Here is a 21,293-nt window from a genome sequence, read left to right on the forward strand (position 1 = left end):
AAGCCCGTGGCCGAAACCACGGGCTTCTTCGGTTCAGGCCAAGCCCGAAACCCCTGACGTCACCAGCAGCGCTTCACCTTGTAGCGGATGACCTTCTTGTGGCCATGCCGCCAGATGACCTTCTTCTTCACCACGACATGGCAGGTCTGACGATGCTTGTGGCCCTGCCAATGCTTGGCCATCGCTGGCTCGGGCACGGCGATCGACATCGTCCCGGCCAGGACGGCCGCACCGACCAACGAGAGGAAAAACTTCTTCATGCGACTTCGGGCTCCTTTGGCTCCAGTCCCTTCCTAAATGCCGTCGGCGCAACAACCTCCCGCCGCATCCGGCACGGCACTCAACGCCAAAGACGTGATATGGTTGCCGGGCCCAGCGCCAGCGACGCGCTTGACTCTGCTCAAATCTCCGTTTAACGAGCGCACCAACACCGGGCCGCAATGCCCGGTTGTTTCTTTTGCATGGCAAGCCCGGGAAAGCAGGTTTATCGTTTCCTGGGTTTTGTCTAGACTGACGTGTCCCGTGGGTTTTCCGCCGCGTTGCGTGGGAAAACCCTGTCAGGCCTCGAAAACGGAGGCCAGAGGAGGGCGCGTTTCCTTCACCCGGACCATGAGGCTCCGGGTGGTTTGTTTTGAAAGGGAATGCGATGAGCAAGCGCGAATCCGCGAAGTACAAGATCGACCGCCGTCTCGGCGAAAACATCTGGGGCCGCCCGAAGTCCCCGGTCAACAAGCGTGAATACGGCCCCGGCCAGCACGGCCAGCGCCGCAAGGGCAAGCTTTCCGATTTCGGCCTGCAGCTGCGCGCCAAGCAGAAGCTGAAGGGTCACTATGGTGATGTCTCCGAAAAGCAGTTCCGCAAAGTCTATGAAGAGGCTGATCGCCGCAAGGGCGACACCTCCGAGAACCTGATCGGCCTGCTCGAGTCGCGTCTCGACGCGGTCGTCTACCGCTCCAAGTTCGTGCCCACCATTTTCGCGGCTCGCCAGTTCGTCAACCACGGCCACGTCAACGTCAACGGCAAGCGCGTCAACATCGGCTCGTACCGTTGCAAGCCGGGCGATGTCGTCGAAGTGCGCGAAAAGTCGAAGCAGCTGGTCATCGTGCTGGAAGCGGTCGGCCTCGCCGAGCGCGACGTGCCGGACTATATCGAAGTCGATCACAACAAGATGGTCGCGACCTTCTCGCGCATCCCCGGCCTGGCCGATGTTCCGTTCGCCGTGCAGATGGAGCCGAACCTGGTCGTCGAATTCTATTCGCGCTAAGCGATCGCTTTTCTGCGATACTGGAAAGGGCCGCCCGTCGAGGCGGCCTTTTCTTTGTCGGCCATGTCCGCTAATCCGGCACTCTCGGCTATGGAAAGCGACAAGCCATGAACATGCTGGCAGACATCGAAACAGTTGAACCGATTGCTGAAGGCGGCTTCCATCCGCTGTTTGCCGAAGTGCCGTCTTCCGTCGAGTTCAACAAACTGCGTAAGCGGCTGTTGCGGTTAACCCGTCAGGCGGTCGAGGATTTCGCCATGGCGAGGCCCGGCGACCGCTGGCTGGTGGCCTTGTCCGGCGGCAAGGATTCCTACGGGCTGCTGGCCGTGCTGCTCGATCTCAAATGGCGCGGGCTGCTGCCGGTCGAGCTGCTGGCCTGCAATCTCGACCAGGGCCAGCCGAATTTTCCGAAGCACATTTTGCCCGACTACCTCGATGCGCATGGCATTGCCCATCGCATCGAGTATCAGGACACCTATTCGGTGGTCACCGACAAGCTGCCTCAGGGCAGCACCTATTGTTCGCTGTGCTCGCGGCTGCGGCGCGGCCATCTCTATCGCATCGCGCGCGAGGAGGGCTGTTCGGCGCTGGTGCTCGGCCACCACCGCGAGGACATTCTCGAAACCTTCTTCATGAATCTGTTCCATGGCGGCCGCCTTGCCGCCATGCCGCCAAAGCTGCTCAACGACGACGGCGACGTCATGGTGCTGCGGCCGCTGAGCTACTGCGCCGAGGTCGATCTGGAAAAATTCGCCGCCGCTATGAAATTCCCGATCATTCCCTGCGATCTCTGCGGCAGCCAGGAAGGCCTGCAGCGCAACGCCATGAAGGCGATGCTGGACGATATGGAAAAGCGCATGCCGGGCCGCAAGGATACGATGCTGCGCGCGCTGTCCAACACCAGGCCGTCGCATCTGCTCGACAGAAAGCTGTTCGACTTTGCCGCCCTCAATGGCAGCCTCAGCACAGGACAAGACATTTCCGATGATATTTGACGACCAAGCGATCGACTGGCTGGCCGAGCTTCTCGCCGATGCAGCCAGGGCCGAAATCATGCCACGCTTTCGCCGGCTGGGCGAGGGCGACATCAGACAGAAGACCTCGGCTGCCGACCTGGTGACCGAGGCCGACATCAACGCCGAGCGGCTGATCACGGCCAGGCTGCGCGAGCGCTATCCCACGGCGATGATCGTCGGCGAGGAAGCCTGTTCCGACAATCCGGCGCTGCTTCAGGGGCTCGGCGATGCCGACCTCGCCTTCGTCGTCGACCCGGTCGACGGCACCTTCAACTTCGCCTCCGGCGTGCCGCTCTTCGGCGTCATGCTGAGCGTCGTCGTCAAGGGCGAAACCGTCGCCGGTATCATCCATGACCCCGTAGGCCGGGACTGGCTGATCGGCGCCAAGGGCGCCGGCAGCCATATCCGCCATGCGCATGGCGCGCTGGAGACGGTGCACGTCGCCGATGCCGTGCCGATCTCGCAGATGACCGGCTCCGTCTCCTGGCAATATCTGGCGGAACCGCAACGCTCGCTCCTGGCGCGCAACCAGACCAAGACCCTGTCGCAGTTCGGCTATCGCTGCGCGGCACATGAATACCGTCTTCTGGCCAGCGGCCATGCCCATTTCGTCGTCTACAACAAACTGATGCCGTGGGACCATCTGGTCGGTGTGCTGATCCACGCCGAGGCCGGCGGCTACACCGCGCGGATCGACGGTAGCGCCTATCTGCCCTCGCATATCGACGGCGGCATTCTTGTCGCCCCGGACAAGGAAAGCTGGCAGGAGTTGCGCAGGGAACTCTGGGCGCAATAGTCGGTCCAACTGCCGGTAGACGCTTTCGTCAAGTATATTGGCTCTGTTATAGTGGTCCAATCTCTCGCGAAGCCGGAGCCGCGAAATGAAACATCGGTCCGCAATTGTCGCAACGGCACTTGCACTTGCCCTGGTCGCCTGCGCCACTGAGGCACGATCGCAGGAGCGCGCGTGTCGTAGCCCCGATCCCATCGACACCATCGACGAAATGTTCGACGCGATCTTTGCCTGTTGGCAGCCGCCGCCTGGAAGTGCTGGCCTGACCCTGACGCTGAGTTTTTCAATTCGCAAAAACGGCACGCTGATGGGCAAGCCGCGCGCCACTTTCTCCCATATGGGAGATGATGCCTCGCTCAACCGGGTCTTTGTGTCATCCGTGCTCGAAGCGCTCGACAAGGCTCTGCCGATGCCGCTGTCGGACAGCATGGGTGGCGCCATCGCAGGGCGCCCGCTGTTCCCTCGTTTCACGGCAGTGATTGGCGGCGCATCCTGAAACGCGTCGCATAAAGGTGGATGCGGTTTTGAGACCAACAATCTCAAGGCGCGTCGCTCAATGCAGGTCGGTGACGTGCCCTGAAATGGGTGGGTTGTGCGGCTGGAACATCTTGCCGCGCTCGGCGATCAGGATCATCAGCAGGGCCGCGACCGAGACGCTGCAGAAGCCGGCGGCAAGCGGCGTCACCGTGCCGTTGAAGGCCTGGCCGATCAGCGTGCCGAGGATGCCGCCGAGAAAAGTCTGCATGAAGCCCAGGATGGACGACGCGGTGCCCGCCAGTTGGCCGAGCGGTTCCATCGCGAGCGCGTTGAAATTGGCGCCGAGCGCGCCGAACGGGAGCATCGCACTGGCGAAGAAGGTGATGAACAGCCAGAGTGGCATCTTCATTTGAAGCGAAACGGTGAGCCAGGCAAGGCTGATCACCAGGAACAACAGCAGTGCGCTCTGCGACAGGCGGCGCATGCCGATGCGGCCGACCAGGCGCGAGTTGAGGTAGTTCGAAAAAGCGAGAACGCCGGCGACACCCGCGAAGATGACAGGAAACAATTCGCCGACATGAAAAATGTCGACATAGATCTGCTGTGCGGAGGCGATGAAGCCGAACATGGCGGCGAAAATGAAGGTGCTGGCAAAGGCGTAGCAAAGCGCCATGCGGTTGGTGAGCACGATGCGGAAACCACCGACGACGGATGAGACTGTCAGCGGCCGGCGGTACTCCGGATGCAGCGTCTCCGGCAGCCGCAGCAGCGACCACGCCGACACGATCAGCGCTCCGACGGCCATGGTGACGAAGATCCAGTGCCATGTTGCGAACAGCATGATGAACTGGCCGATCCCAGGCGCGATCACCGGGATGGCCATGAACACCATGAAGATCAGAGACATCACCTCGGCCATGCGCCGACCGTCGAACGTGTCGCGCACGATCGAGACGGCGATGACGCGGGTCGCCGCCGCACCGATGCCTTGCACCAGCCGGCACAGCAGCAGGACGGCGAATGACGGGGCGATGGCGGCAGCTGCCGCCGCCACGACATAAATCGCCAGCCCGGCAACGAGTGGCGCGCGGCGCCCGAACCGGTCCGAGATCGGTCCGAAGAAAAGCTGTCCGCCACCGAAGCCCAATATATAGGCGGTGATCACATACTGGCGGTGGTTTTCATTCTCAACGCCAAGCGTGGCGCCGATTTGCTGCAGTGCCGGCAGCATGATGTCGATGGCCAGCGAGTTCAACGCCATCAGTGCCGCGCAAAGCGCGATGAATTCCCAGCGCGGAATAGGCAATTTGCGTGCCTGTTGCGGCGCTTTTGCTGGCTGGTCCACGGCGGGTCCGATCTTCAAAACGAATATGCGCCGGCATGCCGGCGCATAAGTTCGTCCTCACTCCGATAGGGGGAGGTAACATTTTGCCGGGGCGGGGCTGCCCCGTCTCAACTCAGAATCAGGCTGTCGCTTTGACGCTGACGCCCTTGTCGACGAGCAACGTCTGCAGCTCGCCCGCCTGGAACATTTCGCGGATGATGTCGCAGCCGCCGACGAATTCGCCCTTGACGTAAAGCTGCGGGATCGTCGGCCAGTTCGAATATTCCTTGATGCCTTGGCGCAGTTCGGCCGAGGTCAGCACGTCGACGCCCTTGTAGTCGGCGCCGATGTAATCGAGGATCTGGACGACCTGGCCGGAAAAGCCGCACTGCGGAAAACCGGGCGTGCCCTTCATGAAAAGGACGACGTCGTTGCCCTTCACTTCGCTGTCGATGTAGTCGTTGATGCCGCTCATGAGATATCCTTTCACGCCTGTGGGAGTCAGGCTCGAAGCATAGCCATCAAATAAACCCATAGATGGGCCGAAACAAGATGTTTGCGCCGCCGTCGCGGAAATGGCGCAAAGGATCGCCTGTCTTGGGCCAAGCATCCCTGCCGATTGCAGCCTCCGGGACATGATGAAAAGACGATATGGCGCCGCCCTTCCGATCGCCATCCTGCTGGCCGCGATTGCCGTTGTCTGGTGGCCGAGACGCCCGGAGCCGCCGCCGCTGGTCATTGGCGGTGACCTGCCCGCGCCTTGCCGGAATGTCGCCTTCGAGGCGGTGACCTATGTCGTCTGCACGGTCGACCTGCGGACCTACAACCTCGCTGTCTTTCACGTCGGTGCCGACGGCAAGCCCTTCGGCTCGCTGGAGGCCTTCGGCAAGGCGGTTGCGGGCGAGGGGAGGCCGGTGCTGCTCGCCATGAATGGCGGCATGTATCACGAGGATTTGTCGCCGGTCGGCCTGCTGGTCGAGAACGGCAGCGAAAAGTCGCCGCTCAACCTTGCCGATAGCGAAGGTAATTTCTTCCTGAAGCCGAACGGCGTCTTTCTGGTCGGCAAGGACGGCAAGGCGGCTGTCATGGAAAGCAACGCCTATGCCGCCGCCAAACCCGATGTCGCCTTCGCCACGCAGTCGGGCCCGATGCTGGTGATCGATGGCCAGATTCATCCACGCTTCGAGCCGAACGGAACCTCGCGCTACGTCCGCAACGGCGTCGGCGTGCGCGATGAAAACACCGTTTTGCTGGCGATCTCGCGGTCTGAGGTAAGTTTCGGCAGCTTTGCGCGGCTGTTTCGCGACGCGCTACAATGCCGCAACGCGCTGTTCCTCGACGGCGCGGTCTCCGCGCTGTCGGATGGCGACAGGATGATTGTCGGCGGAAGATATCCGGCAGGGCCGATCATTGCCGTGTTGGCAAGCCAGCCGCCGACGCGCTAGGCCAGCCTGGCGTCAGTCCGGCACACTGGTCTGCAACGCCAGCGCGTGCAGCACGCCGCCCATATTGCCCTTCAGCGCATCATAGACCATCTGGTGCTGCTGGACGCGGCTCTTTCCGCGGAAGCTTTCGGCCACCACTTCGGCTGCATAGTGATCGCCGTCACCGGCGAGGTCGCGGATCGTCACCTTGGCGTCCGGAATGCCGTCCTTGATCAGTTTTTCGATGTCGTGGGCATCCATTGCCATGGCAAAATCCTGTTCTGGGCGGCTAGGCACGAGTGACTCGGACGGCAGCCTAAAGCCTTTCTGGTCCGGGTTGAAGCCGTTCTGTCGGCGACGCAGTGTCTAAGGGCCATCCTGCCGCGGGTGAACCACACCATCTTCTGTAATGTCGTCGCGGGTCGAGAACCCCCGGCCAAGGCTGAACACCAGGACATAGAGCGGGATGTTGAGCGCCAGGGTGATAATCGGGAGATAGCTGGTCATCTGCCACAAGGGCGAAAAGAATGGTTGGCCATAGCCGTCGCAGATCAGCGATGACCCGTATTCCCACAGCGCGCCGGTAATGACCGCAATGGCAAATAGCTTGATGCAGGTGGCGACATGCCTTGCGCGCGCCGGGTTCGGCAAAAGGCGGCTCCACAGCACCAGGCAGACGATGGGGATCGCATAGATCAGACTTTGCAAGGCCAGCATCTGCAGTGTGCCATTGGCCGCCTCAAGGAACTGGTCACGCCTTTCCAGCAGCGGACAGACCTCGCTCGAGGTCGTCGACAGCAGGAAAAAGACGAACGGCCCGAGGAACCAGAAGAAGAACAGCGACGGCCAGAAGACGACTGCGATCAGCGTCCGGGCTGCCAGGCTGGTCAACTGGACTTGTCCATGAAGTTCGGGAACCAGCCTTCGTGGGCAGCGGTCAATTCGCTGACCGGGATCGCCCTGGCATCGCCGAGCTTCACTTCGTTTCCACCGGTCGAGCCGATCCATGGCGCAAAGATGCCGAGCCTGCTCTGTTCGTCGCGGATGGCGTCCCATTCCTTGCTCTGCGGATCGACGGACAGCGTCAGGAGGTAGCGGCCCTGGTCCTCGCCGAACCAGACCGGGATCGGGTCGGTGCCGGCGAGCCCCGGAATGGTGGCGCCGATGCCGGACGCCATCGCCATTTCGGCCAGGGCTATCGCCAGGCCGCCATCGGAAAGGTCATGCGCCGCGGTCACGACGCCCGACGCGATCAGCGCGCGCACGTGGTCGCCGACGCGCTTTTCATGGGCGAGGTCGACGGGTGGCGGCGGCCCGTCGGTCCGACCGTGAATGTCTCTGAAATAGGCGGACTGGCCGAGATGGCTGCCCCAGCTTGGGGGCGCGCCGACCAGCAGGATCATCTGGCCCTCGGCGGCAAAGCCGATACGGGTCATCTTCGACCAGTCGGCAATCAGCCCCACGCCGCCGATGGTCGGCGTCGGCAGGATACCTTGGCCATTGGTTTCGTTGTAGAGCGAGACATTGCCCGACACGATCGGGAAGCCGAGCGCCCGGCAGGCATCGCCAATGCCTTTCACCGCGCCGACCAGTTGGCCCATGATCTCAGGCCGTTCCGGATTGCCGAAATTGAGGTTGTCGGTGGCCGCCAGCGGCAGCGCGCCGGTGGCGGTGAGGTTGCGCCAGCATTCGGCCACCGCCTGCTTGCCGCCTTCGTACGGGTCGGCCTCGCAATAGCGCGGCGTGACGTCGGAGGAGAAGGCGAGCGCCTTGGTCGGATGGCCTTCGACGCGCACCACGCCGGCGTCGCCGCCGGGAAGCTGCAGCGAATTGCCCTGGATCAGCGTGTCGTACTGCTCCCACACCCAGCGGCGCGACGACAGGTTCGGCCCGCCGAGCAGTTTCAACAGCGCATCGGCAACGTCGGCCTTCGGCGCATCGCCGGCTGCGAGCGCCGCCGGCTTCTTCGGCTCGACCCAGGGGCGGTCATATTCCGGCGCCTTGTCGCCAAGGTCCTTGATCGGCAGATTGGCGACCTCGTCGCCCTGATGGATGACGCGGAAACGCAGATCGTCGGTGGTCTTGCCGACGATAGCGAAGTCGAGGCCCCATTTGTGGAAGATCGCCTCGGCTTCCTTTTCCTTCTCGGGGCGCAGCACCATCAGCATGCGCTCCTGACTCTCCGACAGCATCATCTCATAGGCGCTCATGCGCTCTTCGCGCACCGGCACCTGGTCGAGGTGAAGCTCGATGCCGAGGTCGCCCTTGGCGCCCATCTCGACCGCCGAACAGGTGAGGCCGGCCGCACCCATGTCCTGGATGGCGATGACGGCGCCAGACGCCATCAGCTCAAGACAGGCTTCGAGCAGGCATTTTTCGGTGAAGGGATCGCCGACCTGCACGGTCGGGCGCTTCTCGTCGATCTTGTCGTCGAACTCGGCCGAGGCCATCGTGGCGCCGCCGACGCCGTCGCGCCCGGTCTTGGCGCCGAGATAGACGACCGGCAGGCCGACGCCCTTGGCTTCCGACAGGAAGATCGCATCGGTCTTGGCGAGGCCCGCGGCAAAGGCGTTGACCAGGATGTTGCCGTTGTAGCGGGCGTCGAAATTGACCTCGCCGCCGACGGTCGGCACGCCAAAGGCGTTGCCGTATCCTCCGACGCCGGAAACCACGCCGCTGACCAGGTGCCTGGTCTTGGGATGGTCCGGTGCGCCGAAGCGCAAAGCGTTCATCGCCGCAATCGGCCGCGCGCCCATGGTGAAGACGTCGCGCAATATGCCGCCGACGCCGGTCGCCGCACCCTGGTAGGGCTCGATGTAGGAGGGATGGTTGTGGCTCTCCATCTTGAAGACGACGCAGTCGCCGTCGCCGATATCGACCACGCCGGCGTTCTCGCCCGGACCCTGGATGACCTGCGGCCCGGTGGTCGGCAGCGTGCGCAGCCATTTCTTCGAGGATTTGTAGGAGCAGTGCTCATTCCACATCGCCGAGAAGATGCCGAGTTCGGTAAAGCTCGGTTCGCGCCCGACCAGATCGAGGATGCGCTGGTATTCGTCGGGCTTCAGCCCATGCGCGGCTATGAGTTCCGGGGTGATCGGCACGGAATTGGAAATGGTCATGGGCGGCGATTGATGTCCATGGGAGAGGGGAATTTGAGTCCCCTCATATCGCAAGCTTTGGCGTGATACACCCCATTGGATGACGAAAAACGCCGGAAAACCACAGGGCGACGATGGTAGCGGGGAGCCGCTGGGGAACGCTATGGCATCCCGGCCGTTAGGCCTCAAACCAATCAGGAGATTTCGACATGGCCACCAAGCAAGGCAAGAAAGACAATCGCCTCTCCGACAAGGAGGCCATGCATATTGCCGAGACCACCGACGTTTCGCCCAAGCAGGCCAAGGACCTGGCCGAGAAGCACGGCAAGGACAAGGGCGCGAAAGAAGCCAAAAACTTCAAGGCAGAGGGCTGAACCTGAAGATCGGGATACAGGAGGATCGAGTCAGGACGAACTGTCGTAGCCGGCGCGGCCTTCCTCCAGCAGCCGCCGGATCACCGCGACGCCGCCGGTGATGTCCTCGCGCCGCCTTGGCTGCGAGACGCCGAAACGCACGCCGTGAAAAACCTGCTCGGAACGCCCCGCCTTGAACTCGTCCTCGTCGTCGAGGAGCACGCCATTTTCGAGGCATGCGCTCCTGAAAGTGCCGGACAGCCAGGGATCGGGCAGCGTCAGCCAGACGAAGGGCACGCTGCCGTGTGACTTGAAGGCGAAACCGGCCAGTGTCTCGCGCACGATGGCGATCCGGGCGGCAATTTCGGCAATGCTGCGTTTGCGGATATCGCCAGCCTGCCCTGACAGCACCAGCCGCGCATTCACCTCCGCCAGCAGGAACGGCATTCCGCCGGTCATCATCTTGTGGGCGACGCGGATGCGATGGCGATAGGCGGGCGGGCAGGAGAGCCAGCCGCCGCGAACACCTGCCGCGACCGATTTCGACAGACCGCCGGCGACAATGGTGCGCTCGGGCGCATATTCGGCGATGAGCGGCGTCGGATCTTCGGTCAGGCCGCCATAGAGATCGTCCTCGATGACGATGACATTGTACGCGCGCGCGACGCGGGCGATCGCCTCGCGGCGCGAAACCGACAGGATCGCCAGCGTCGGGTTCTGCACCGTCGGCATCAGGAAGATCATCTTCGGGTGCTTCTGCGCGCAGACGCGTTCGAAATCCTCGGGATCGAGGCCTTCTTCGTCCGATGCCACCAGTGCTATGCGCCGCCCGATCAGCCCGGCGCTGCGGGCGATCTGCGAATAGGTGAGGTGCTCGAAGACGACATAGTCGCCCGGCGTGGTCAGTGCCGCAATCGCCGCCATCACCGCGGCATGCGTGCCAAGCGTGGGAACGATGGTGTCGGCCGCCGGACGGAACGAATTGCGCGACAGCCACCGGGCGCCGGCCTCGAACCAGCGCTCCGGAAAATCCCTGGTGTAGCTCGAAATCTCGTGCGGGTGTTCCTGCACCGTGCGCGAGAGCATGTCAGCGACAATGGCGCCCTGGCCGATGTCGGGCGCGGCAGTGCTGTCGAAACGCAGTTTGCCGGGCGGCGCATCGACATAGCGCGTGCCTTGCACGGCAGGCTCGGCGAATTCGGGTGACGCTTCCGATTGCTGCGCCAGCACATAGGTCCCGCGACCGACTTCGCCGCTCACCAGGCCGCGCTCGCGCAGCAGCTGATAGGCTCGGCCGATCGTGCCGACCGTCGTGCCGATATCATAGGCGAGATCGCGCTGCGGCGGCAATTTTGCCCCGGCATCGATGACGCCCTTGTCGATGTCCGACTCGATGCTGTCGGCAAGGCGCTGGTAAAGCGGGCCGGAACCGATGGTGAGGTCAGGGAGCCAATTTGTCATGGTGACAATTCTGTATATTGCACCAGATCGGGTGTCAATGCATATCAGAACCGTACCAAGATGGGTACAATTTGCAAGGTTGGCAGAAAGACAATGGATACAATCGAGACAATTCGCTGCGCGGGCATTGAATTCGTCGGGCCTTGCCCGTCCAGCCGGCGAGGCTTTGTCGGCCGGATCGTGCATGTGGTCAGATCGCTGGCGCGATGGATCGACGTGCTGATCGAGCGCCGTCGCGGCCGCCTGGCTTTGCTCGAAATGACCGACGAGCAGCTCAGGGACATCGGTGTGTCGCGTGACGACGCTCACCGCGAAGGCATCAGGCGATTCTGGGACTAACTTGTAGTCTGGTCAGCGGCGTGTGCCCGGAGCCCTGAGGCGTGAGACGCCCTTATCGGCAAGCACGGCGAGGATGCACAGCACCAGGAAAACACCGGTGACGGCCAGCGCCGCAAGGGCGACGTTGGCCGCGCCGTTTTTCGCAACGTCGAGGAACGGGTAGGGCACTTCGCCTGCGATCGGTGCGCGCGCCAGCGCATAGGCGAGATAGGCGATCGGATAGGCCATCCACCACGAAATGTCGCTCCAGCGTGTCCTGCCGTCAGCGCCTGCAATAAGCCACCACAGCACGAACAGCACCGGCGTCACATAGTGCAGCAGCACGTCACAGAGCAGGAACAGCCCCTGCGGCTGCCAGAGCTGCGCCAGAACCGTCGCATAGACGATGAAGACAAGCGCGATGGACACGGCGACGCCGGCCCGCATCCGCGGTCCGGCAAAGGCGGGCAGCCAGGCGTAGCCCGAAGGCGACAGCAGCGAGACATGGACCAGCACCGCACCGATGTTGGTCAGGATGGTGAAGAAGCTGAACAGAAAGACGATGGAGCCGAGAAAACTGCGGCCGGCCTCCATCGATGCCGGGATGGTGATGCACGCTTGCAGGACAAGCCCGGCCAGACCTATGACCAATCCCGCAAACTGCAGGAAGCGGCCCATGGCGTCAGGCGGCCGCGTTGCAGGAGGGGTTGCCCGTTTGCCAGCGCGCAATGTCGGATCCGATGCGCGCGCCGAGCGGATCGTCCATCAGCGGACCGAACACGTCGACGCGGCTGGAATTGCCTTGCGCCTGGACGACCAGCAGCGGCTTGCCGCCATAATGCTTGGCCGGCACCAGCAGGAAGCGGGGCGTGCCGCTGAACGAATTCAGCTCATTGGCCATCTGATAGGATTTGAAGGCGGGATCCTTGCTGGCGATCCAGCATTTGTGGGCCGATATCGCTACCTGTTCCATGGCCAGCAGCGAAGCGCTCTTGCCCGTGGGGACCGGCGCGCTCTTCGGGCTGGACTGGCAGGACGCCAACGCCAAGCCGGCAGCAGCCAGGGGACCTAGGCGAACAATCATCAGTCTCATGGTCAACCGCCCCCGCGTTTTGAAAGGAATTCGAAGAGATATCAGGCGGCGATGCCGAGCGCGCCTTCGAACAGGGCGCGGCCGTCGCTTCCGCCATGCGCTGCCTCGATCAGGTTTTCGGGATGCGGCATCAGGCCGAGCACATTGCCCTTCTCGCTGACGATACCGGCAATGTCGTTCATCGAGCCATTGGGATTGCTGCCCTCGGCATAGCGAAACACCACCTGTCCTTCGCCTTCGAGACGGGCAAGCGTGTCGGCGTCGGCGAAATAATTGCCGTCGTGATGCGCCACCGGCGTGCGGATGATCTGACCCGGCTGGTAGCGGCGGGTGAACATGGTGTTGGCGTTGGCGATTTCGAGCTTCACCTCTCGGCAGACGAATTTCAGCGAGGCATTGCGCATCAGCGCGCCGGGCAAAAGGCCAGCCTCGACCAGGATCTGGAAGCCGTTGCAGACGCCGATGACCATGACGCCCTTGGCCGCCTTTTCCGCCACCGCCCGCATGACCGGCATGCGCGCGGCAATGGCGCCGCAACGCAGATAGTCGCCGAACGAGAAGCCGCCGGGAATGGCGATCAGGTCGACATCGGGGATTTCGGTGTCGGTCTGCCAGACGGTCGCCGGCGCCTGCCCGGAGATCTTGGTCAGCGCCGCAATCATGTCGCGGTCGCGGTTGAGGCCGGGGAGAAGAACGACAGCTGATTTCATATCAAGCGATCTCCACCGCGTAATTCTCGATCACCGTATTCGCCAGCAGCTTGTCGCACATGGCTTTCAGATCGGCTTCAGCCTTGGCCTTGTCGGTCTCCGAGAGCTCGAGGTCGAAGACCTTGCCCTGCCGCACCTGGCCGACGCCGCCGAACCCCAGTCCGGACAGAGCGTGCTCTATGGCTTTTCCCTGCGGGTCGAGCACGCCGTTCTTGAGGGTGACGGTGATGCGGGCCTTGATCATGCTGGACAGGTTCCTGTTCGAAGACTTAGCAATTCCAGGAAAAGTCTGAAGCGGTTTTTCGTCCGGAATTGCGTCAAGAAATGAAGACTTAGTGCGGCTTGCCTTTGAGGCCATCGGTCGAGGCGACGAGCACCGGGCCGGTCGGGCGCGGCGGCTCGTTCTCGTTCATGATGCCGAGGCGGCGGGCAACTTCCTGATAGGCTTCGACGAGGCCGCCCATATCGCGGCGGAAACGGTCCTTGTCGAGCTTGTCCTGCGTTGCCACGTCCCACAGCCGGCACGAATCCGGCGAGATCTCGTCGGCAACGACGATGCGCATCATGTCGCCCTCGAACAGGCGGCCGCATTCGATCTTGAAATCGACGAGTTGGATGCCGACACCCATGAACAGGCCGGAGAGGAAGTCGTTGACGCGGATGGCCAGCGCCATGACGTCGTCGATCTCCTGCGGGCTTGCCCAGCCGAAAGCGGTGATGTGCTCTTCCGACACCATCGGATCGTCGAGCGCATCGGCCTTATAATAGAATTCGATGATCGAGCGCGGCAGAACGGTGCCTTCCTCGATGCCGAGGCGCTTGGACAGCGAGCCGGCGGCGACATTGCGCACCACCACTTCGAGCGGAATAATCTCGACTTCCTTGATCAACTGCTCGCGCATGTTGAGCCGGCGGATGAAGTGGGTCGGAATGCCCATGCGGTTCAGATGGTTGAAGATGTACTCGGAAATGCGGTTGTTGAGCACACCCTTGCCGTCGATGACCTCATGTTTCTTCTTGTTGAATGCGGTCGCATCATCCTTGAAGAACTGGATAAGTGTGCCCGGTTCCGGTCCCTCATAGAGGATCTTGGCCTTGCCTTCATAAATGCGGCGGCGATTTTTCATCTGATTTTTCTCTGGATTTGCGGGCAGGCGGCAAGCGACCAGTTCCTGTCCGTCTGCCTAAATTGGTGCGGCGACGGGTGGGGTTCAATGCCGGGTCTATCCCAATCACAGCGTTTGCTCAATCGGCAAATCCTTTCCATCGACCGCTTTCAGGAATGAAATGCCGCAGCGCAGCAAGCGATGTAGCATATTGACCGGCCCGCGCCCTTTTGGTTTGTGCTGCGGCAGCACACATATCCATCACCAACGCGAATCGATTTCATCGGAGGGAAGCCATGAGCAGCATGAAAGACCGCGAAGAGGGTTTTGAGCGCAAATTCGCCTTCGACGAAGAACTTCGCTTCAAGGCTTCGGCACGCCGCAACAAGGCGCTTGGCCTGTGGGCAGCCGAAAAGCTGGGCAAGTCCGGCACTGACGCCGACGCCTATGCCAAGGAAGTTGTGGTTTCCGACATCGAGGAAGCTGGCGATCACGACGTATTCCGCAAGATCCGCAAGGATTTCGACGCCGCCGGCGTCGACCAGTCGGATCACCAGATCCGCCGCACCATGGACGAATTGATGGCGCAGGCGATCGAGCAGATCAAGAACACCTAGAGCGAGTAGCGCTGGACCAATCGACCGCCCGGTCCAGCCGGGCGGTTTTTCTTTGCCTTTTCAGCCTTTTCCGGCTGAAACTGTGCGTAGGCCTGTTACAAGGCTCTACCCAACGAGGAAAGCACCCATGTCCCTGAAGTCACGCCTGGCGGCGGATGAAACGCTGTTCACCGCCTGGTCCGGCGTTCCGGACGCTTTGACGGTCGAAATCATCGCCAAGCAGGGTTTTGACGCCGTCACGCTCGACATGCAGCATGGCGGACACCACGAAGACTCGGTCTTGCGCGGCCTGGTGCCGGTGCTGGCCGCCAACAAGCCGGCGCTGGTGCGCATTCCGGTCGGCCGCTTCGACATGGCCAGCCGCGCCCTCGATTTCGGTGCCGAGGCGGTGATTGCACCGATGGTGAATTCGGTGGCCGATGCAAAACTCTTTGCCGCGGCGATGAAATATCCGCCGATGGGCGAGCGCTCCTGGGGCCCGACCTATGCTTTTCCGCGCCATGGCAAAGGCGACCACGCCGAATGGCTGCGCGACACCAATCAACGCACCATGGCCTTTGCCATGGTCGAAACGCGCGCCGCACTCGATGCGCTGGACGGCATCCTCGACACGCCGGGCATTGACGGCATCTTCCTCGGCCCATCGGATTTCTCCATCGCCTGGTCGAATGGCGCCACCGTCAATTCGACGCTGGAAAGCATGATGGAAACCGTCGCCTCCATCGCCGAGCGGACGCGCAAGGCGGGCAAGCATGCGGCGATCTACGTCGTTGAGCCGGCGATTGCCGGCCGCGTCGTGGCGATGGGCTACCGGCTGCTGGCGATGGGCTCGGACCATGCGCTGATTTCGCTCGGCGCAAAGATACTCATCAAAAGCATGAACGATTCGATAAAGGGCTGAGGCGTGGTGCCTTGCCCGGTCAGGCCTTGAGGTCGGTCAGGAACTTGGCGAAGGTCATCGACCCTTCCGGCCACGGGCCGAAGCCGGCATCCTCATTGAGGTGACCGGTTTCGCCGGCATCGATGAACAGCGAACCCCAGGCAGCGGCAATGTCCTCGGCAACCTCGAAGGCGCAGAACGGATCGTTGCGGCTGGCGATGACGATGGACGGGAAGGGCAGCGGTTCGCGCGCATAGGGACCAAAGGTCATCAGGTGACGCGGCCTTATCTCCGGGTTGGCGACGTCGGGCGGCGCGACAAAAAACGCGCCGGCGACCGGCTTCCTGAACTGCGGAATGGCCTGCACCGCGGCCGCCACACCGAGCGAATGGGCAACGATCACCACCGGCCGCTCGGCCTCGTTGACAGCGTTCGCCACGCTCGTCGTCCAGTCCTCGCGCACCGGCTTCGACCACTCCGCCTGCTCGACCCGGCGCGCCGTCGACAGTTTCGACTGCCAGCGTGTCTGCCAGTGTTCGGGGCCGGAATTGGTGTAGCCCGGCACGATCAGAATATCTGCGTCTTTGACTTTCATGGCGCTGAGATAGCGAGCGGCCGTGTCTCGTGCAACCCGCGCTGACGCATGCGGTGCATCACAATCGTGAACAACCTGTTCGATTCTTTCCATCTTGTGTGAACGATCAGGATCGACGATTTGAGGCAGGAAGAGATCGACAACAGAATAGACTGGTGGCGCGGCCTGGGATAATGCGCTGAACGGAGAGTTTTATGAGCGAACTGCCTTTTGCCGCGACGACCCCCGTCAGCGTTTCACGCGTGGGCCTGAAGGCGCGCGACGCCGAAGGACTTGCCGATTACTACCGGGCTGTTGTCGGCCTGCAGGAATTGAGCCGCGCCGATGGCGCCATCACGCTGGGCGCTGCAGAGCGCCCGCTGCTGGTCATCGAGCCTGACGCAGCGGCCAAGCCCGACGATCCGCGCAGCGCCGGCCTTTTCCACACCGCTTTCCTTCTGCCCAGCCGCGCCGATCTCGGCCGTTGGATAAACCATGCCGCCGCCAACAAGATCCGCATCGAGGGCGCCTCCGACCATCTGGTCAGCGAGGCTTTGTACCTGACCGACCCCGAAGGCAACGGCATTGAAATCTATAGGGACCGTCTGCCGCAGGAGTGGAAGTGGAACGGCGACAAGATCGCCATGGCGACCGAGCGGCTGAATCTGGCCGCCGTGGTTGGCAGCGTGCCGGCCGGTGACGCCGGCTGGCAGGGCGCGCCGCAAAACAGCATTATCGGCCATGTCCATCTGCGCGTCGGCCGGCCGGAAGATGCCGAGGCCTGGTGGCACGACGAATTTGGCTTCGACACGGTCGCTAAGTATGGAGGGCAGGCGGTGTTCCTGTCGTCGGGAGGCTACCACCATCATATCGGTGGCAATTCGTGGCACAGCGCCGGCGCCGGCCGCCGCGATCCGTCCCGCTCGGGGCTGGCCTGGGTCGAGATGCGCTCGGACAAGGCAACCGAGGAAACGAGCCGTGAAGATCCGTGGGGCACGGTTATCCGCACCGTGCCGGGCACCGCAGGCTGAGCGGCGGTTCGGGTCCTACACCGAGCCGGCGGCGTAGCCCGTCAGCAGCCCGTGCGCCCAGTTGTCGAATCCGGTCGCCGTGGCGCGGCCGGATGCTTCGGTCCAGTCATAATTGACCACGTGATGGCTGAACGACCATTGTCCGTCCTTGCGCGTCGCGATGGCGTAGCGGGCATGCGGACTGCCGGTCACGGTCAGGCCGGGGAATGCCTGGACGCCGACGCTGCCGGGATTGAGGATTGTCCGGTTGTCCGACAAGCGCACAAGGCGCGGCGTATGTGTATGGCCGCACAAGGTCAGCCCGGCGCCGGCGCTGCCGAGCTTGTGCCTGATCTGCTTTTCATTGGACGGGTGGAAGTGGCTGCCTCCATCTTGCTCGAGCAGGAACACGTTGTCGTCACTCGGGCTGCCGTGGCAAAGCAGGATGTCCGGGGCAGGCGACAGGGCGACCGGCAATGCCGAGAGCCAGGTCAATGACGCCTGGGACAGGCGTTGGTGAGTGAAAGCATCGACGTCTTCCAACCCGGAAGCAGGCGGCTCGACCAGCACACGGTCGTGATTGCCGCGCACGGTCGGCCAATTCTGTGCAATCAGATATTGCGCGGTTTCTTCAGGCCATAGCGGCCCGGAGAGACAATCGCCCAGATTGACGATGATGTCGGGAGAAGCGTCTTTGATCTGCGCATGAACCGCCTCAAGCGCGCGCAGATTCCCATGGATGTCGGAAAGGACATCCAGCCGCATGGAAGATCCTATCCGAAAACCCGCTTGAAGATCGTATCGACATGCTTGGTCTGATAGCCCAGGTCGAATTTCTCGCGGATCTCGGCTTCGGGCAGCGCTGCGGTGACTTCCTTGTCGGCCAACAATTCCTCAAGGAAATCAGCGCCATGTTCCCATACCTTCATGGCGTTGCGCTGCACCAGGCGGTAGGCGTCCTCGCGGCTGACGCCGGCTTGCGTCAGCGCCAAAAGCACGCGCTGCGAATGCACAAGGCCACGGAACTTGTTCATGTTCTTCAGCATGTTGTCGGGATAGACCAGCAATTTGTCGATGACGCCGGTCAACCGCGACAGCGCGAAATCGAGTGTTATCGTGGCGTCCGGGCCGATCATGCGCTCGACCGAGGAATGCGAAATGTCGCGCTCGTGCCAGAGCGCGACATTCTCCATCGCCGGCAAGGCCATGGAGCGCACCATGCGGGCAAGGCCGGTGAGGTTTTCGGTCAGCACCGGGTTGCGCTTGTGCGGCATTGCCGACGAGCCCTTCTGGCCCGGCGAAAAATACTCTTCCGCTTCCAGCACCTCGGTGCGCTGCAGATGGCGGATCTCGGTCGCCAGCCGCTCGACCGACGAGGCGATGACGCCGAGCGTGGCAAAGAACATGGCATGGCGGTCGCGAGGGATGACCTGCGTCGACACCGGCTCCGGCTTCAGCCCAAGCTTTTTCGCCACATGTTCTTCGACATAGGGATCGATGTTGGCGAAGGTGCCGATCGCGCCCGATATGGCGCAGGTGGCAATATCCTCTCGCGCGTGCACCAGCCGCTCGCGGCAGCGTGAGAACTCGGCATAGGCCTGCGCCAGCTTGACGCCGAACGTGGTCGGCTCGGCATGAATGCCGTGGCTGCGGCCGATGGTGACGGTGTCCTTGTGCTCGAAGGCCCGGCGCTTCAGCGCGGCGAGCAGGCCGTCGAGGTCGGCCAGCAGGATATCGCTGGCGCGGCCGAGCTGCACCGCAAGGCAGGTGTCGAGAACATCCGATGAGGTCATGCCCTGGTGGATGAAACGCGCATCCGGCCCGACGAATTCGGCGAGATGGGTGAGGAAGGCGATGACGTCGTGCTTGGTGACGGCCTCGATCTCGTCGATCTTGCCGACGTCGAATTGGGCGGCGCCGCCTTTTTCCCAGATGGTCTTGGCGGCTTCCCTGGGAATGACGCCGAGCTCGGCCAGCGCATCGCAGGCATGGGCCTCGATCTCGAACCAGATGCGGAAGCGGGTTTCCGGCGACCAGATGGCGACCATTTCCGGCCGGGAATAGCGAGGGATCATCCGTCAGTCCTGATATGTCGGTGGTTAAGTGCGCCTCCTATCAGAGGCGGACCGAATGCTCAACGCTGCTGGCGTGCAAACCACACGCTGGCGGCGGCAAGCGCGATGAATCCGAGCGGAAAATAGAGCCTGATACCCAGCACCACGAACTGGTAGAGCGCCGTCAGCGAGGTGAAGACCAGTTCGAACGCCCACCGGGCGGTGAAGGCCTCCGCGTGCCATTCGGCATAATAGGAGCGGTATTGCAGCGCAAACAACCCGCCGGTGAAGGCGAGCGTCGTGGCAAGCAGGCAGACGAAGGCGGCGGCGAACGCCACCTCCCAATGCCGGTCGAGCGAGACCAGCCGCGCCGCGAACAACCCGACGGGAAAGGCCAATGCCGCGCCGGTCGCAAACAGCAGGACGACGAAGCGGATCTTTTCCGGGGTCTCCCAACTGTCGAGCCAAAGACCGGTCAGCGCGCTGGCGCCCATGGCCATCGCCCACAGCAAGGCGCCGACAAGCGCCGCGCCCGTCGATGGTATGGCGCGGCTGACGCGATTTCCGGCGCGCTTGCGCCAGCTGGATTGATCGAGCGCTGTCACAGGCGTCCGGTCACGGCGATCCAGCGAAAATCCGGCCCTTCGAAGCCGTATTGGCGCACCGCGATCAGCACCGCATAGGCGCTGATGCTGTCCATCGAGAACGTCTGCACCGCGCCGATCCTGTAGCCGTTCGGGCAGCCACGGCTTTTCGGGATCGATTTATCCTCATGCAGCAGATGGGTCTGGCCGCCATCCCTGGCCTCGATCCGCAGCAGGCGAAAACCGTTGACCTCGCCCTGGCTCTGACAGCTTTCGGTGTCATTCATGCCGATCTCGTCCAGCCGGAATTCCAGCGGCGGGTCGACCGGCGAAAAGATCGGCCGTGGGTTCACCACCATGCGGAACGGGTCGGCCGACAGTTCGGTCACCGGGTTGAAGCCGGCGGTGATGCCGCGGTTGGCGGTAAGCTCGGCCTGGGCAATGATTGCTTCGCCTTTTTGCCTGGCTTGCTGACGGGCCGTCTCGAGCGAGGCGGTCTCATCCTCCAGCCGGACCCGGATTGGCGTGCCCTTCAGGAACGTGTCGTCGGCGGTGTTGATGTAGTGGCGATTGGCATAGGGAAAGCCCGAACCGTCTGCCACACCATATTCCTCGAAGGCGAAGACGCCGCCATCCTTGCTGAAGCCGAGGATTTCAAGCTCGGCGACATCGCCCGCTCGGGCGGCGATGGCGGATGCCAGATGGACCAGCAGGCAAACGCCAATCAGGACGAGATTTCGCATCGGGGTTCCGCTCCGCCTGCCGTGGTTCGATCGTTCCCTATCACGAGACAGTCAAAACATCGTGCCATTCAAAAGGCGATGCATCCAATTTCGCCTCTGTTTGTTATCGTCGATCGTTTTCAAAAGGAGAACACCCCATGAATGAGGCCAGCAAGATTCGCGAGCATATGGAAGTGATCGGCGCCGACGGCGTTCACATCGGCACCGTCGACCGGGTCGATGGCGAGCGGATCAAGTTGACCAAGGCCGACAGCGGCGAGGGCGCCCATCAGGGGCATCACCACTACATTCCCTTGAGCCTGCTTGCCGAGGTCGAGGGCCAGAAAGTCTGGCTGTCGGCGAATTCGGATGTCGCGGTCAGCTTCGAGGAAGAAGAGTCCGACCCGACCTGATT

The 21,293-nt window shown here is 62.6% G+C and carries 28 protein-coding genes; 11 read left to right on the forward strand and 17 right to left on the reverse strand.

The window, feature by feature from the left end; translation table 11 throughout:
- Positions 1 to 59: 59 nt before the first annotated feature.
- A complete protein-coding gene (locus X750_RS138990; RefSeq protein ID WP_023690200.1) occupies positions 60 to 260 on the reverse strand; it encodes a hypothetical protein in 201 nt (66 codons plus the stop codon).
- 386 nt (positions 261 to 646) lie between these two features.
- On the opposite strand from X750_RS138990, the gene rpsD reads away from it, so the two are divergent.
- The 4 genes from rpsD (at position 647) to X750_RS138970 (ending at position 3,569) form a co-directional block, all read left to right on the forward strand.
- Positions 647 to 1,264, forward strand: a complete 618-nt coding sequence (gene rpsD, locus X750_RS138985) for a 30S ribosomal protein S4 (protein WP_023669107.1) — start codon at positions 647 to 649, stop codon at positions 1,262 to 1,264.
- 107 nt (positions 1,265 to 1,371) lie between these two features.
- Positions 1,372 to 2,259, forward strand: a complete 888-nt coding sequence (ttcA, locus tag X750_RS138980; protein ID WP_023706452.1) for a tRNA 2-thiocytidine(32) synthetase TtcA — start codon at positions 1,372 to 1,374, stop codon at positions 2,257 to 2,259.
- Positions 2,249 to 3,076 (forward strand): inositol monophosphatase family protein, encoded by an 828-nt coding sequence (locus X750_RS138975; protein WP_023684879.1) that lies wholly within the window; start codon positions 2,249 to 2,251, stop codon positions 3,074 to 3,076. Before ttcA ends, X750_RS138975 begins: the two co-directional genes overlap by 11 nt.
- 85 nt (positions 3,077 to 3,161) lie before the next feature.
- Positions 3,162 to 3,569 carry a hypothetical protein gene (locus X750_RS138970; RefSeq protein ID WP_023706454.1) on the forward strand — a complete coding sequence of 136 codons (408 nt, stop codon included), beginning with the start codon at positions 3,162 to 3,164 and terminating at the stop codon, positions 3,567 to 3,569.
- A 57-nt stretch (positions 3,570 to 3,626) separates the two neighbouring features.
- Here the strand turns inward: X750_RS138970 and X750_RS138965 are convergent, their stop codons facing one another.
- Positions 3,627 to 4,895 carry a multidrug effflux MFS transporter gene (locus X750_RS138965; RefSeq protein WP_023684881.1) on the reverse strand — a complete coding sequence of 423 codons (1,269 nt, stop codon included), beginning with the start codon at positions 4,893 to 4,895 and terminating at the stop codon, positions 3,627 to 3,629.
- 118 nt (positions 4,896 to 5,013) lie between these two features.
- Positions 5,014 to 5,349 carry a Grx4 family monothiol glutaredoxin gene (grxD, locus tag X750_RS138960; protein WP_023669102.1) on the reverse strand — a complete coding sequence of 112 codons (336 nt, stop codon included), beginning with the start codon at positions 5,347 to 5,349 and terminating at the stop codon, positions 5,014 to 5,016.
- 160 nt (positions 5,350 to 5,509) lie between these two features.
- On the opposite strand from grxD, the gene X750_RS138955 reads away from it, so the two are divergent.
- Positions 5,510 to 6,319, forward strand: coding sequence for a phosphodiester glycosidase family protein (locus X750_RS138955; RefSeq protein ID WP_023724201.1), 810 nt, complete (start codon positions 5,510 to 5,512; stop codon positions 6,317 to 6,319).
- A 12-nt stretch (positions 6,320 to 6,331) separates the two neighbouring features.
- Here X750_RS138955 and X750_RS138950 read toward each other — a convergent pair whose 3' ends face one another.
- The 3 genes from X750_RS138950 to purL form a co-directional block, all read right to left on the reverse strand.
- Positions 6,332 to 6,565 (reverse strand): BolA family transcriptional regulator, encoded by a 234-nt coding sequence (locus tag X750_RS138950; protein WP_010909092.1) that lies wholly within the window; start codon positions 6,563 to 6,565, stop codon positions 6,332 to 6,334.
- Between the two features lie 99 nt (positions 6,566 to 6,664).
- On the reverse strand, positions 6,665 to 7,189 hold the full coding sequence (locus tag X750_RS138945) for a hypothetical protein (protein ID WP_023706458.1): 525 nt from the start codon (positions 7,187 to 7,189) through the stop codon (positions 6,665 to 6,667).
- Positions 7,186 to 9,417, reverse strand: a complete 2,232-nt coding sequence (gene purL / locus X750_RS138940; protein WP_023706459.1) for a phosphoribosylformylglycinamidine synthase subunit PurL — start codon at positions 9,415 to 9,417, stop codon at positions 7,186 to 7,188. Before purL ends, X750_RS138945 begins: the two co-directional genes overlap by 4 nt.
- A gap of 188 nt (positions 9,418 to 9,605) precedes the next feature.
- On the opposite strand from purL, the gene X750_RS1000000166550 reads away from it, so the two are divergent.
- A complete protein-coding gene (locus tag X750_RS1000000166550) occupies positions 9,606 to 9,770 on the forward strand; it encodes a hypothetical protein (protein WP_023669098.1) in 165 nt (54 codons plus the stop codon).
- A 30-nt stretch (positions 9,771 to 9,800) separates the two neighbouring features.
- Here the strand turns inward: X750_RS1000000166550 and X750_RS138935 are convergent, their stop codons facing one another.
- Positions 9,801 to 11,210, reverse strand: coding sequence for a PLP-dependent aminotransferase family protein (locus X750_RS138935; RefSeq protein ID WP_023748567.1), 1,410 nt, complete (start codon positions 11,208 to 11,210; stop codon positions 9,801 to 9,803).
- A gap of 93 nt (positions 11,211 to 11,303) precedes the next feature.
- Here X750_RS138935 and X750_RS138930 point away from each other — a divergent pair, with 93 nt between their 5' ends.
- Positions 11,304 to 11,549, forward strand: a complete 246-nt coding sequence (locus X750_RS138930) for a DUF1127 domain-containing protein (protein WP_023748568.1) — start codon at positions 11,304 to 11,306, stop codon at positions 11,547 to 11,549.
- A gap of 12 nt (positions 11,550 to 11,561) precedes the next feature.
- Here the strand turns inward: X750_RS138930 and X750_RS138925 are convergent, their stop codons facing one another.
- The 5 genes from X750_RS138925 to purC form a co-directional block, all read right to left on the reverse strand.
- Positions 11,562 to 12,206 (reverse strand): Pr6Pr family membrane protein, encoded by a 645-nt coding sequence (locus X750_RS138925; protein WP_023748569.1) that lies wholly within the window; start codon positions 12,204 to 12,206, stop codon positions 11,562 to 11,564.
- A 4-nt stretch (positions 12,207 to 12,210) separates the two neighbouring features.
- Positions 12,211 to 12,621, reverse strand: coding sequence for a hypothetical protein (locus tag X750_RS138920; RefSeq protein ID WP_023697575.1), 411 nt, complete (start codon positions 12,619 to 12,621; stop codon positions 12,211 to 12,213).
- Positions 12,622 to 12,662: 41 nt separating this feature from the next.
- Entirely contained in the window at positions 12,663 to 13,331 is a 669-nt protein-coding gene (gene purQ / locus X750_RS138915) for a phosphoribosylformylglycinamidine synthase subunit PurQ (protein ID WP_023711489.1), read from the reverse strand.
- A 1-nt stretch (position 13,332) separates the two neighbouring features.
- The gene (purS, locus tag X750_RS138910) at positions 13,333 to 13,575 is read right to left on the reverse strand and encodes a phosphoribosylformylglycinamidine synthase subunit PurS (protein WP_023669092.1); all 243 of its coding nucleotides are present in this window, start codon (positions 13,573 to 13,575) and stop codon (positions 13,333 to 13,335) included.
- A gap of 88 nt (positions 13,576 to 13,663) precedes the next feature.
- Positions 13,664 to 14,458: a phosphoribosylaminoimidazolesuccinocarboxamide synthase gene (gene purC / locus X750_RS138905; protein ID WP_013532127.1), complete on the reverse strand. Its 795-nt coding sequence runs from the start codon at positions 14,456 to 14,458 to the stop codon at positions 13,664 to 13,666.
- A gap of 275 nt (positions 14,459 to 14,733) precedes the next feature.
- Between purC and X750_RS138900 the strand changes: the two genes are divergently transcribed.
- Entirely contained in the window at positions 14,734 to 15,054 is a 321-nt protein-coding gene (locus tag X750_RS138900; RefSeq protein WP_023669091.1) for a DUF1476 domain-containing protein, read from the forward strand.
- Between the two features lie 127 nt (positions 15,055 to 15,181).
- A complete protein-coding gene (locus tag X750_RS138895; protein ID WP_023669090.1) occupies positions 15,182 to 15,955 on the forward strand; it encodes an HpcH/HpaI aldolase/citrate lyase family protein in 774 nt (257 codons plus the stop codon).
- Between the two features lie 19 nt (positions 15,956 to 15,974).
- On the opposite strand, the gene X750_RS138890 is transcribed toward X750_RS138895, so the two are convergent.
- Complete coding sequence (locus X750_RS138890) at positions 15,975 to 16,529, reverse strand: alpha/beta hydrolase (RefSeq protein ID WP_023690188.1); 555 nt, start codon at positions 16,527 to 16,529, stop codon at positions 15,975 to 15,977.
- A 194-nt stretch (positions 16,530 to 16,723) separates the two neighbouring features.
- Here X750_RS138890 and X750_RS138885 point away from each other — a divergent pair, with 194 nt between their 5' ends.
- The gene (locus tag X750_RS138885; RefSeq protein WP_023706464.1) at positions 16,724 to 17,539 is read left to right on the forward strand and encodes a VOC family protein; all 816 of its coding nucleotides are present in this window, start codon (positions 16,724 to 16,726) and stop codon (positions 17,537 to 17,539) included.
- 15 nt (positions 17,540 to 17,554) lie between these two features.
- On the opposite strand, the gene X750_RS138880 is transcribed toward X750_RS138885, so the two are convergent.
- Genes X750_RS138880 through X750_RS138865 form a run of 4 tightly spaced genes read right to left on the reverse strand, consistent with a single transcriptional unit; the run spans position 17,555 to position 20,899 of the window.
- A complete protein-coding gene (locus tag X750_RS138880) occupies positions 17,555 to 18,283 on the reverse strand; it encodes a metallophosphoesterase family protein (RefSeq protein ID WP_023706465.1) in 729 nt (242 codons plus the stop codon).
- An 8-nt stretch (positions 18,284 to 18,291) separates the two neighbouring features.
- Positions 18,292 to 19,593 (reverse strand): adenylosuccinate lyase, encoded by a 1,302-nt coding sequence (purB, locus tag X750_RS138875; RefSeq protein ID WP_023706466.1) that lies wholly within the window; start codon positions 19,591 to 19,593, stop codon positions 18,292 to 18,294.
- Between the two features lie 59 nt (positions 19,594 to 19,652).
- On the reverse strand, positions 19,653 to 20,117 hold the full coding sequence (locus X750_RS138870) for a hypothetical protein (RefSeq protein ID WP_023711485.1): 465 nt from the start codon (positions 20,115 to 20,117) through the stop codon (positions 19,653 to 19,655).
- Positions 20,118 to 20,173: 56 nt separating this feature from the next.
- Complete coding sequence (locus X750_RS138865) at positions 20,174 to 20,899, reverse strand: DUF2259 domain-containing protein (RefSeq protein WP_023706468.1); 726 nt, start codon at positions 20,897 to 20,899, stop codon at positions 20,174 to 20,176.
- Positions 20,900 to 21,036: 137 nt separating this feature from the next.
- On the opposite strand from X750_RS138865, the gene X750_RS138860 reads away from it, so the two are divergent.
- Positions 21,037 to 21,291 carry a DUF2171 domain-containing protein gene (locus X750_RS138860; RefSeq protein ID WP_023711484.1) on the forward strand — a complete coding sequence of 85 codons (255 nt, stop codon included), beginning with the start codon at positions 21,037 to 21,039 and terminating at the stop codon, positions 21,289 to 21,291.
- The last annotated feature ends 2 nt before the right edge of the window (positions 21,292 to 21,293 follow it).

Source organism: Mesorhizobium sp. LNJC391B00 (assembly GCF_000502535.1).
GTDB lineage: Bacteria > Pseudomonadota > Alphaproteobacteria > Rhizobiales > Rhizobiaceae > Mesorhizobium.

What these genes read in the sequence shown, in the direction of transcription:
- X750_RS138990 (WP_023690200.1), bottom strand. Translation starts at nt 260, where the DNA reads ATGAAGAAGTTTTTCCTCTCGTTGGTCGGTGCGGCCGTCCTGGCCGGG.
- rpsD (WP_023669107.1), top strand. Translation starts at nt 647, where the DNA reads ATGAGCAAGCGCGAATCCGCGAAGTACAAGATCGACCGCCGTCTCGGC.
- ttcA (WP_023706452.1), top strand. Translation starts at nt 1,372, where the DNA reads ATGAACATGCTGGCAGACATCGAAACAGTTGAACCGATTGCTGAAGGC.
- X750_RS138975 (WP_023684879.1), top strand. Translation starts at nt 2,249, where the DNA reads ATGATATTTGACGACCAAGCGATCGACTGGCTGGCCGAGCTTCTCGCC.
- X750_RS138970 (WP_023706454.1), top strand. Translation starts at nt 3,162, where the DNA reads ATGAAACATCGGTCCGCAATTGTCGCAACGGCACTTGCACTTGCCCTG.
- grxD (WP_023669102.1), bottom strand. Translation starts at nt 5,349, where the DNA reads ATGAGCGGCATCAACGACTACATCGACAGCGAAGTGAAGGGCAACGAC.
- X750_RS138955 (WP_023724201.1), top strand. Translation starts at nt 5,510, where the DNA reads ATGATGAAAAGACGATATGGCGCCGCCCTTCCGATCGCCATCCTGCTG.
- X750_RS138950 (WP_010909092.1), bottom strand. Translation starts at nt 6,565, where the DNA reads ATGGCAATGGATGCCCACGACATCGAAAAACTGATCAAGGACGGCATT.
- purL (WP_023706459.1), bottom strand. Translation starts at nt 9,417, where the DNA reads ATGACCATTTCCAATTCCGTGCCGATCACCCCGGAACTCATAGCCGCG.
- X750_RS1000000166550 (WP_023669098.1), top strand. Translation starts at nt 9,606, where the DNA reads ATGGCCACCAAGCAAGGCAAGAAAGACAATCGCCTCTCCGACAAGGAG.
- X750_RS138935 (WP_023748567.1), bottom strand. Translation starts at nt 11,210, where the DNA reads ATGACAAATTGGCTCCCTGACCTCACCATCGGTTCCGGCCCGCTTTAC.
- X750_RS138930 (WP_023748568.1), top strand. Translation starts at nt 11,304, where the DNA reads ATGGATACAATCGAGACAATTCGCTGCGCGGGCATTGAATTCGTCGGG.
- X750_RS138925 (WP_023748569.1), bottom strand. Translation starts at nt 12,206, where the DNA reads ATGGGCCGCTTCCTGCAGTTTGCGGGATTGGTCATAGGTCTGGCCGGG.
- X750_RS138920 (WP_023697575.1), bottom strand. Translation starts at nt 12,621, where the DNA reads ATGAGACTGATGATTGTTCGCCTAGGTCCCCTGGCTGCTGCCGGCTTG.
- purQ (WP_023711489.1), bottom strand. Translation starts at nt 13,331, where the DNA reads ATGAAATCAGCTGTCGTTCTTCTCCCCGGCCTCAACCGCGACCGCGAC.
- purS (WP_023669092.1), bottom strand. Translation starts at nt 13,575, where the DNA reads ATGATCAAGGCCCGCATCACCGTCACCCTCAAGAACGGCGTGCTCGAC.
- purC (WP_013532127.1), bottom strand. Translation starts at nt 14,458, where the DNA reads ATGAAAAATCGCCGCCGCATTTATGAAGGCAAGGCCAAGATCCTCTAT.
- X750_RS138900 (WP_023669091.1), top strand. Translation starts at nt 14,734, where the DNA reads ATGAGCAGCATGAAAGACCGCGAAGAGGGTTTTGAGCGCAAATTCGCC.
- X750_RS138895 (WP_023669090.1), top strand. Translation starts at nt 15,182, where the DNA reads ATGTCCCTGAAGTCACGCCTGGCGGCGGATGAAACGCTGTTCACCGCC.
- X750_RS138890 (WP_023690188.1), bottom strand. Translation starts at nt 16,529, where the DNA reads ATGAAAGTCAAAGACGCAGATATTCTGATCGTGCCGGGCTACACCAAT.
- X750_RS138885 (WP_023706464.1), top strand. Translation starts at nt 16,724, where the DNA reads ATGAGCGAACTGCCTTTTGCCGCGACGACCCCCGTCAGCGTTTCACGC.
- X750_RS138880 (WP_023706465.1), bottom strand. Translation starts at nt 18,283, where the DNA reads ATGCGGCTGGATGTCCTTTCCGACATCCATGGGAATCTGCGCGCGCTT.
- purB (WP_023706466.1), bottom strand. Translation starts at nt 19,593, where the DNA reads ATGATCCCTCGCTATTCCCGGCCGGAAATGGTCGCCATCTGGTCGCCG.
- X750_RS138865 (WP_023706468.1), bottom strand. Translation starts at nt 20,899, where the DNA reads ATGCGAAATCTCGTCCTGATTGGCGTTTGCCTGCTGGTCCATCTGGCA.
- X750_RS138860 (WP_023711484.1), top strand. Translation starts at nt 21,037, where the DNA reads ATGAATGAGGCCAGCAAGATTCGCGAGCATATGGAAGTGATCGGCGCC.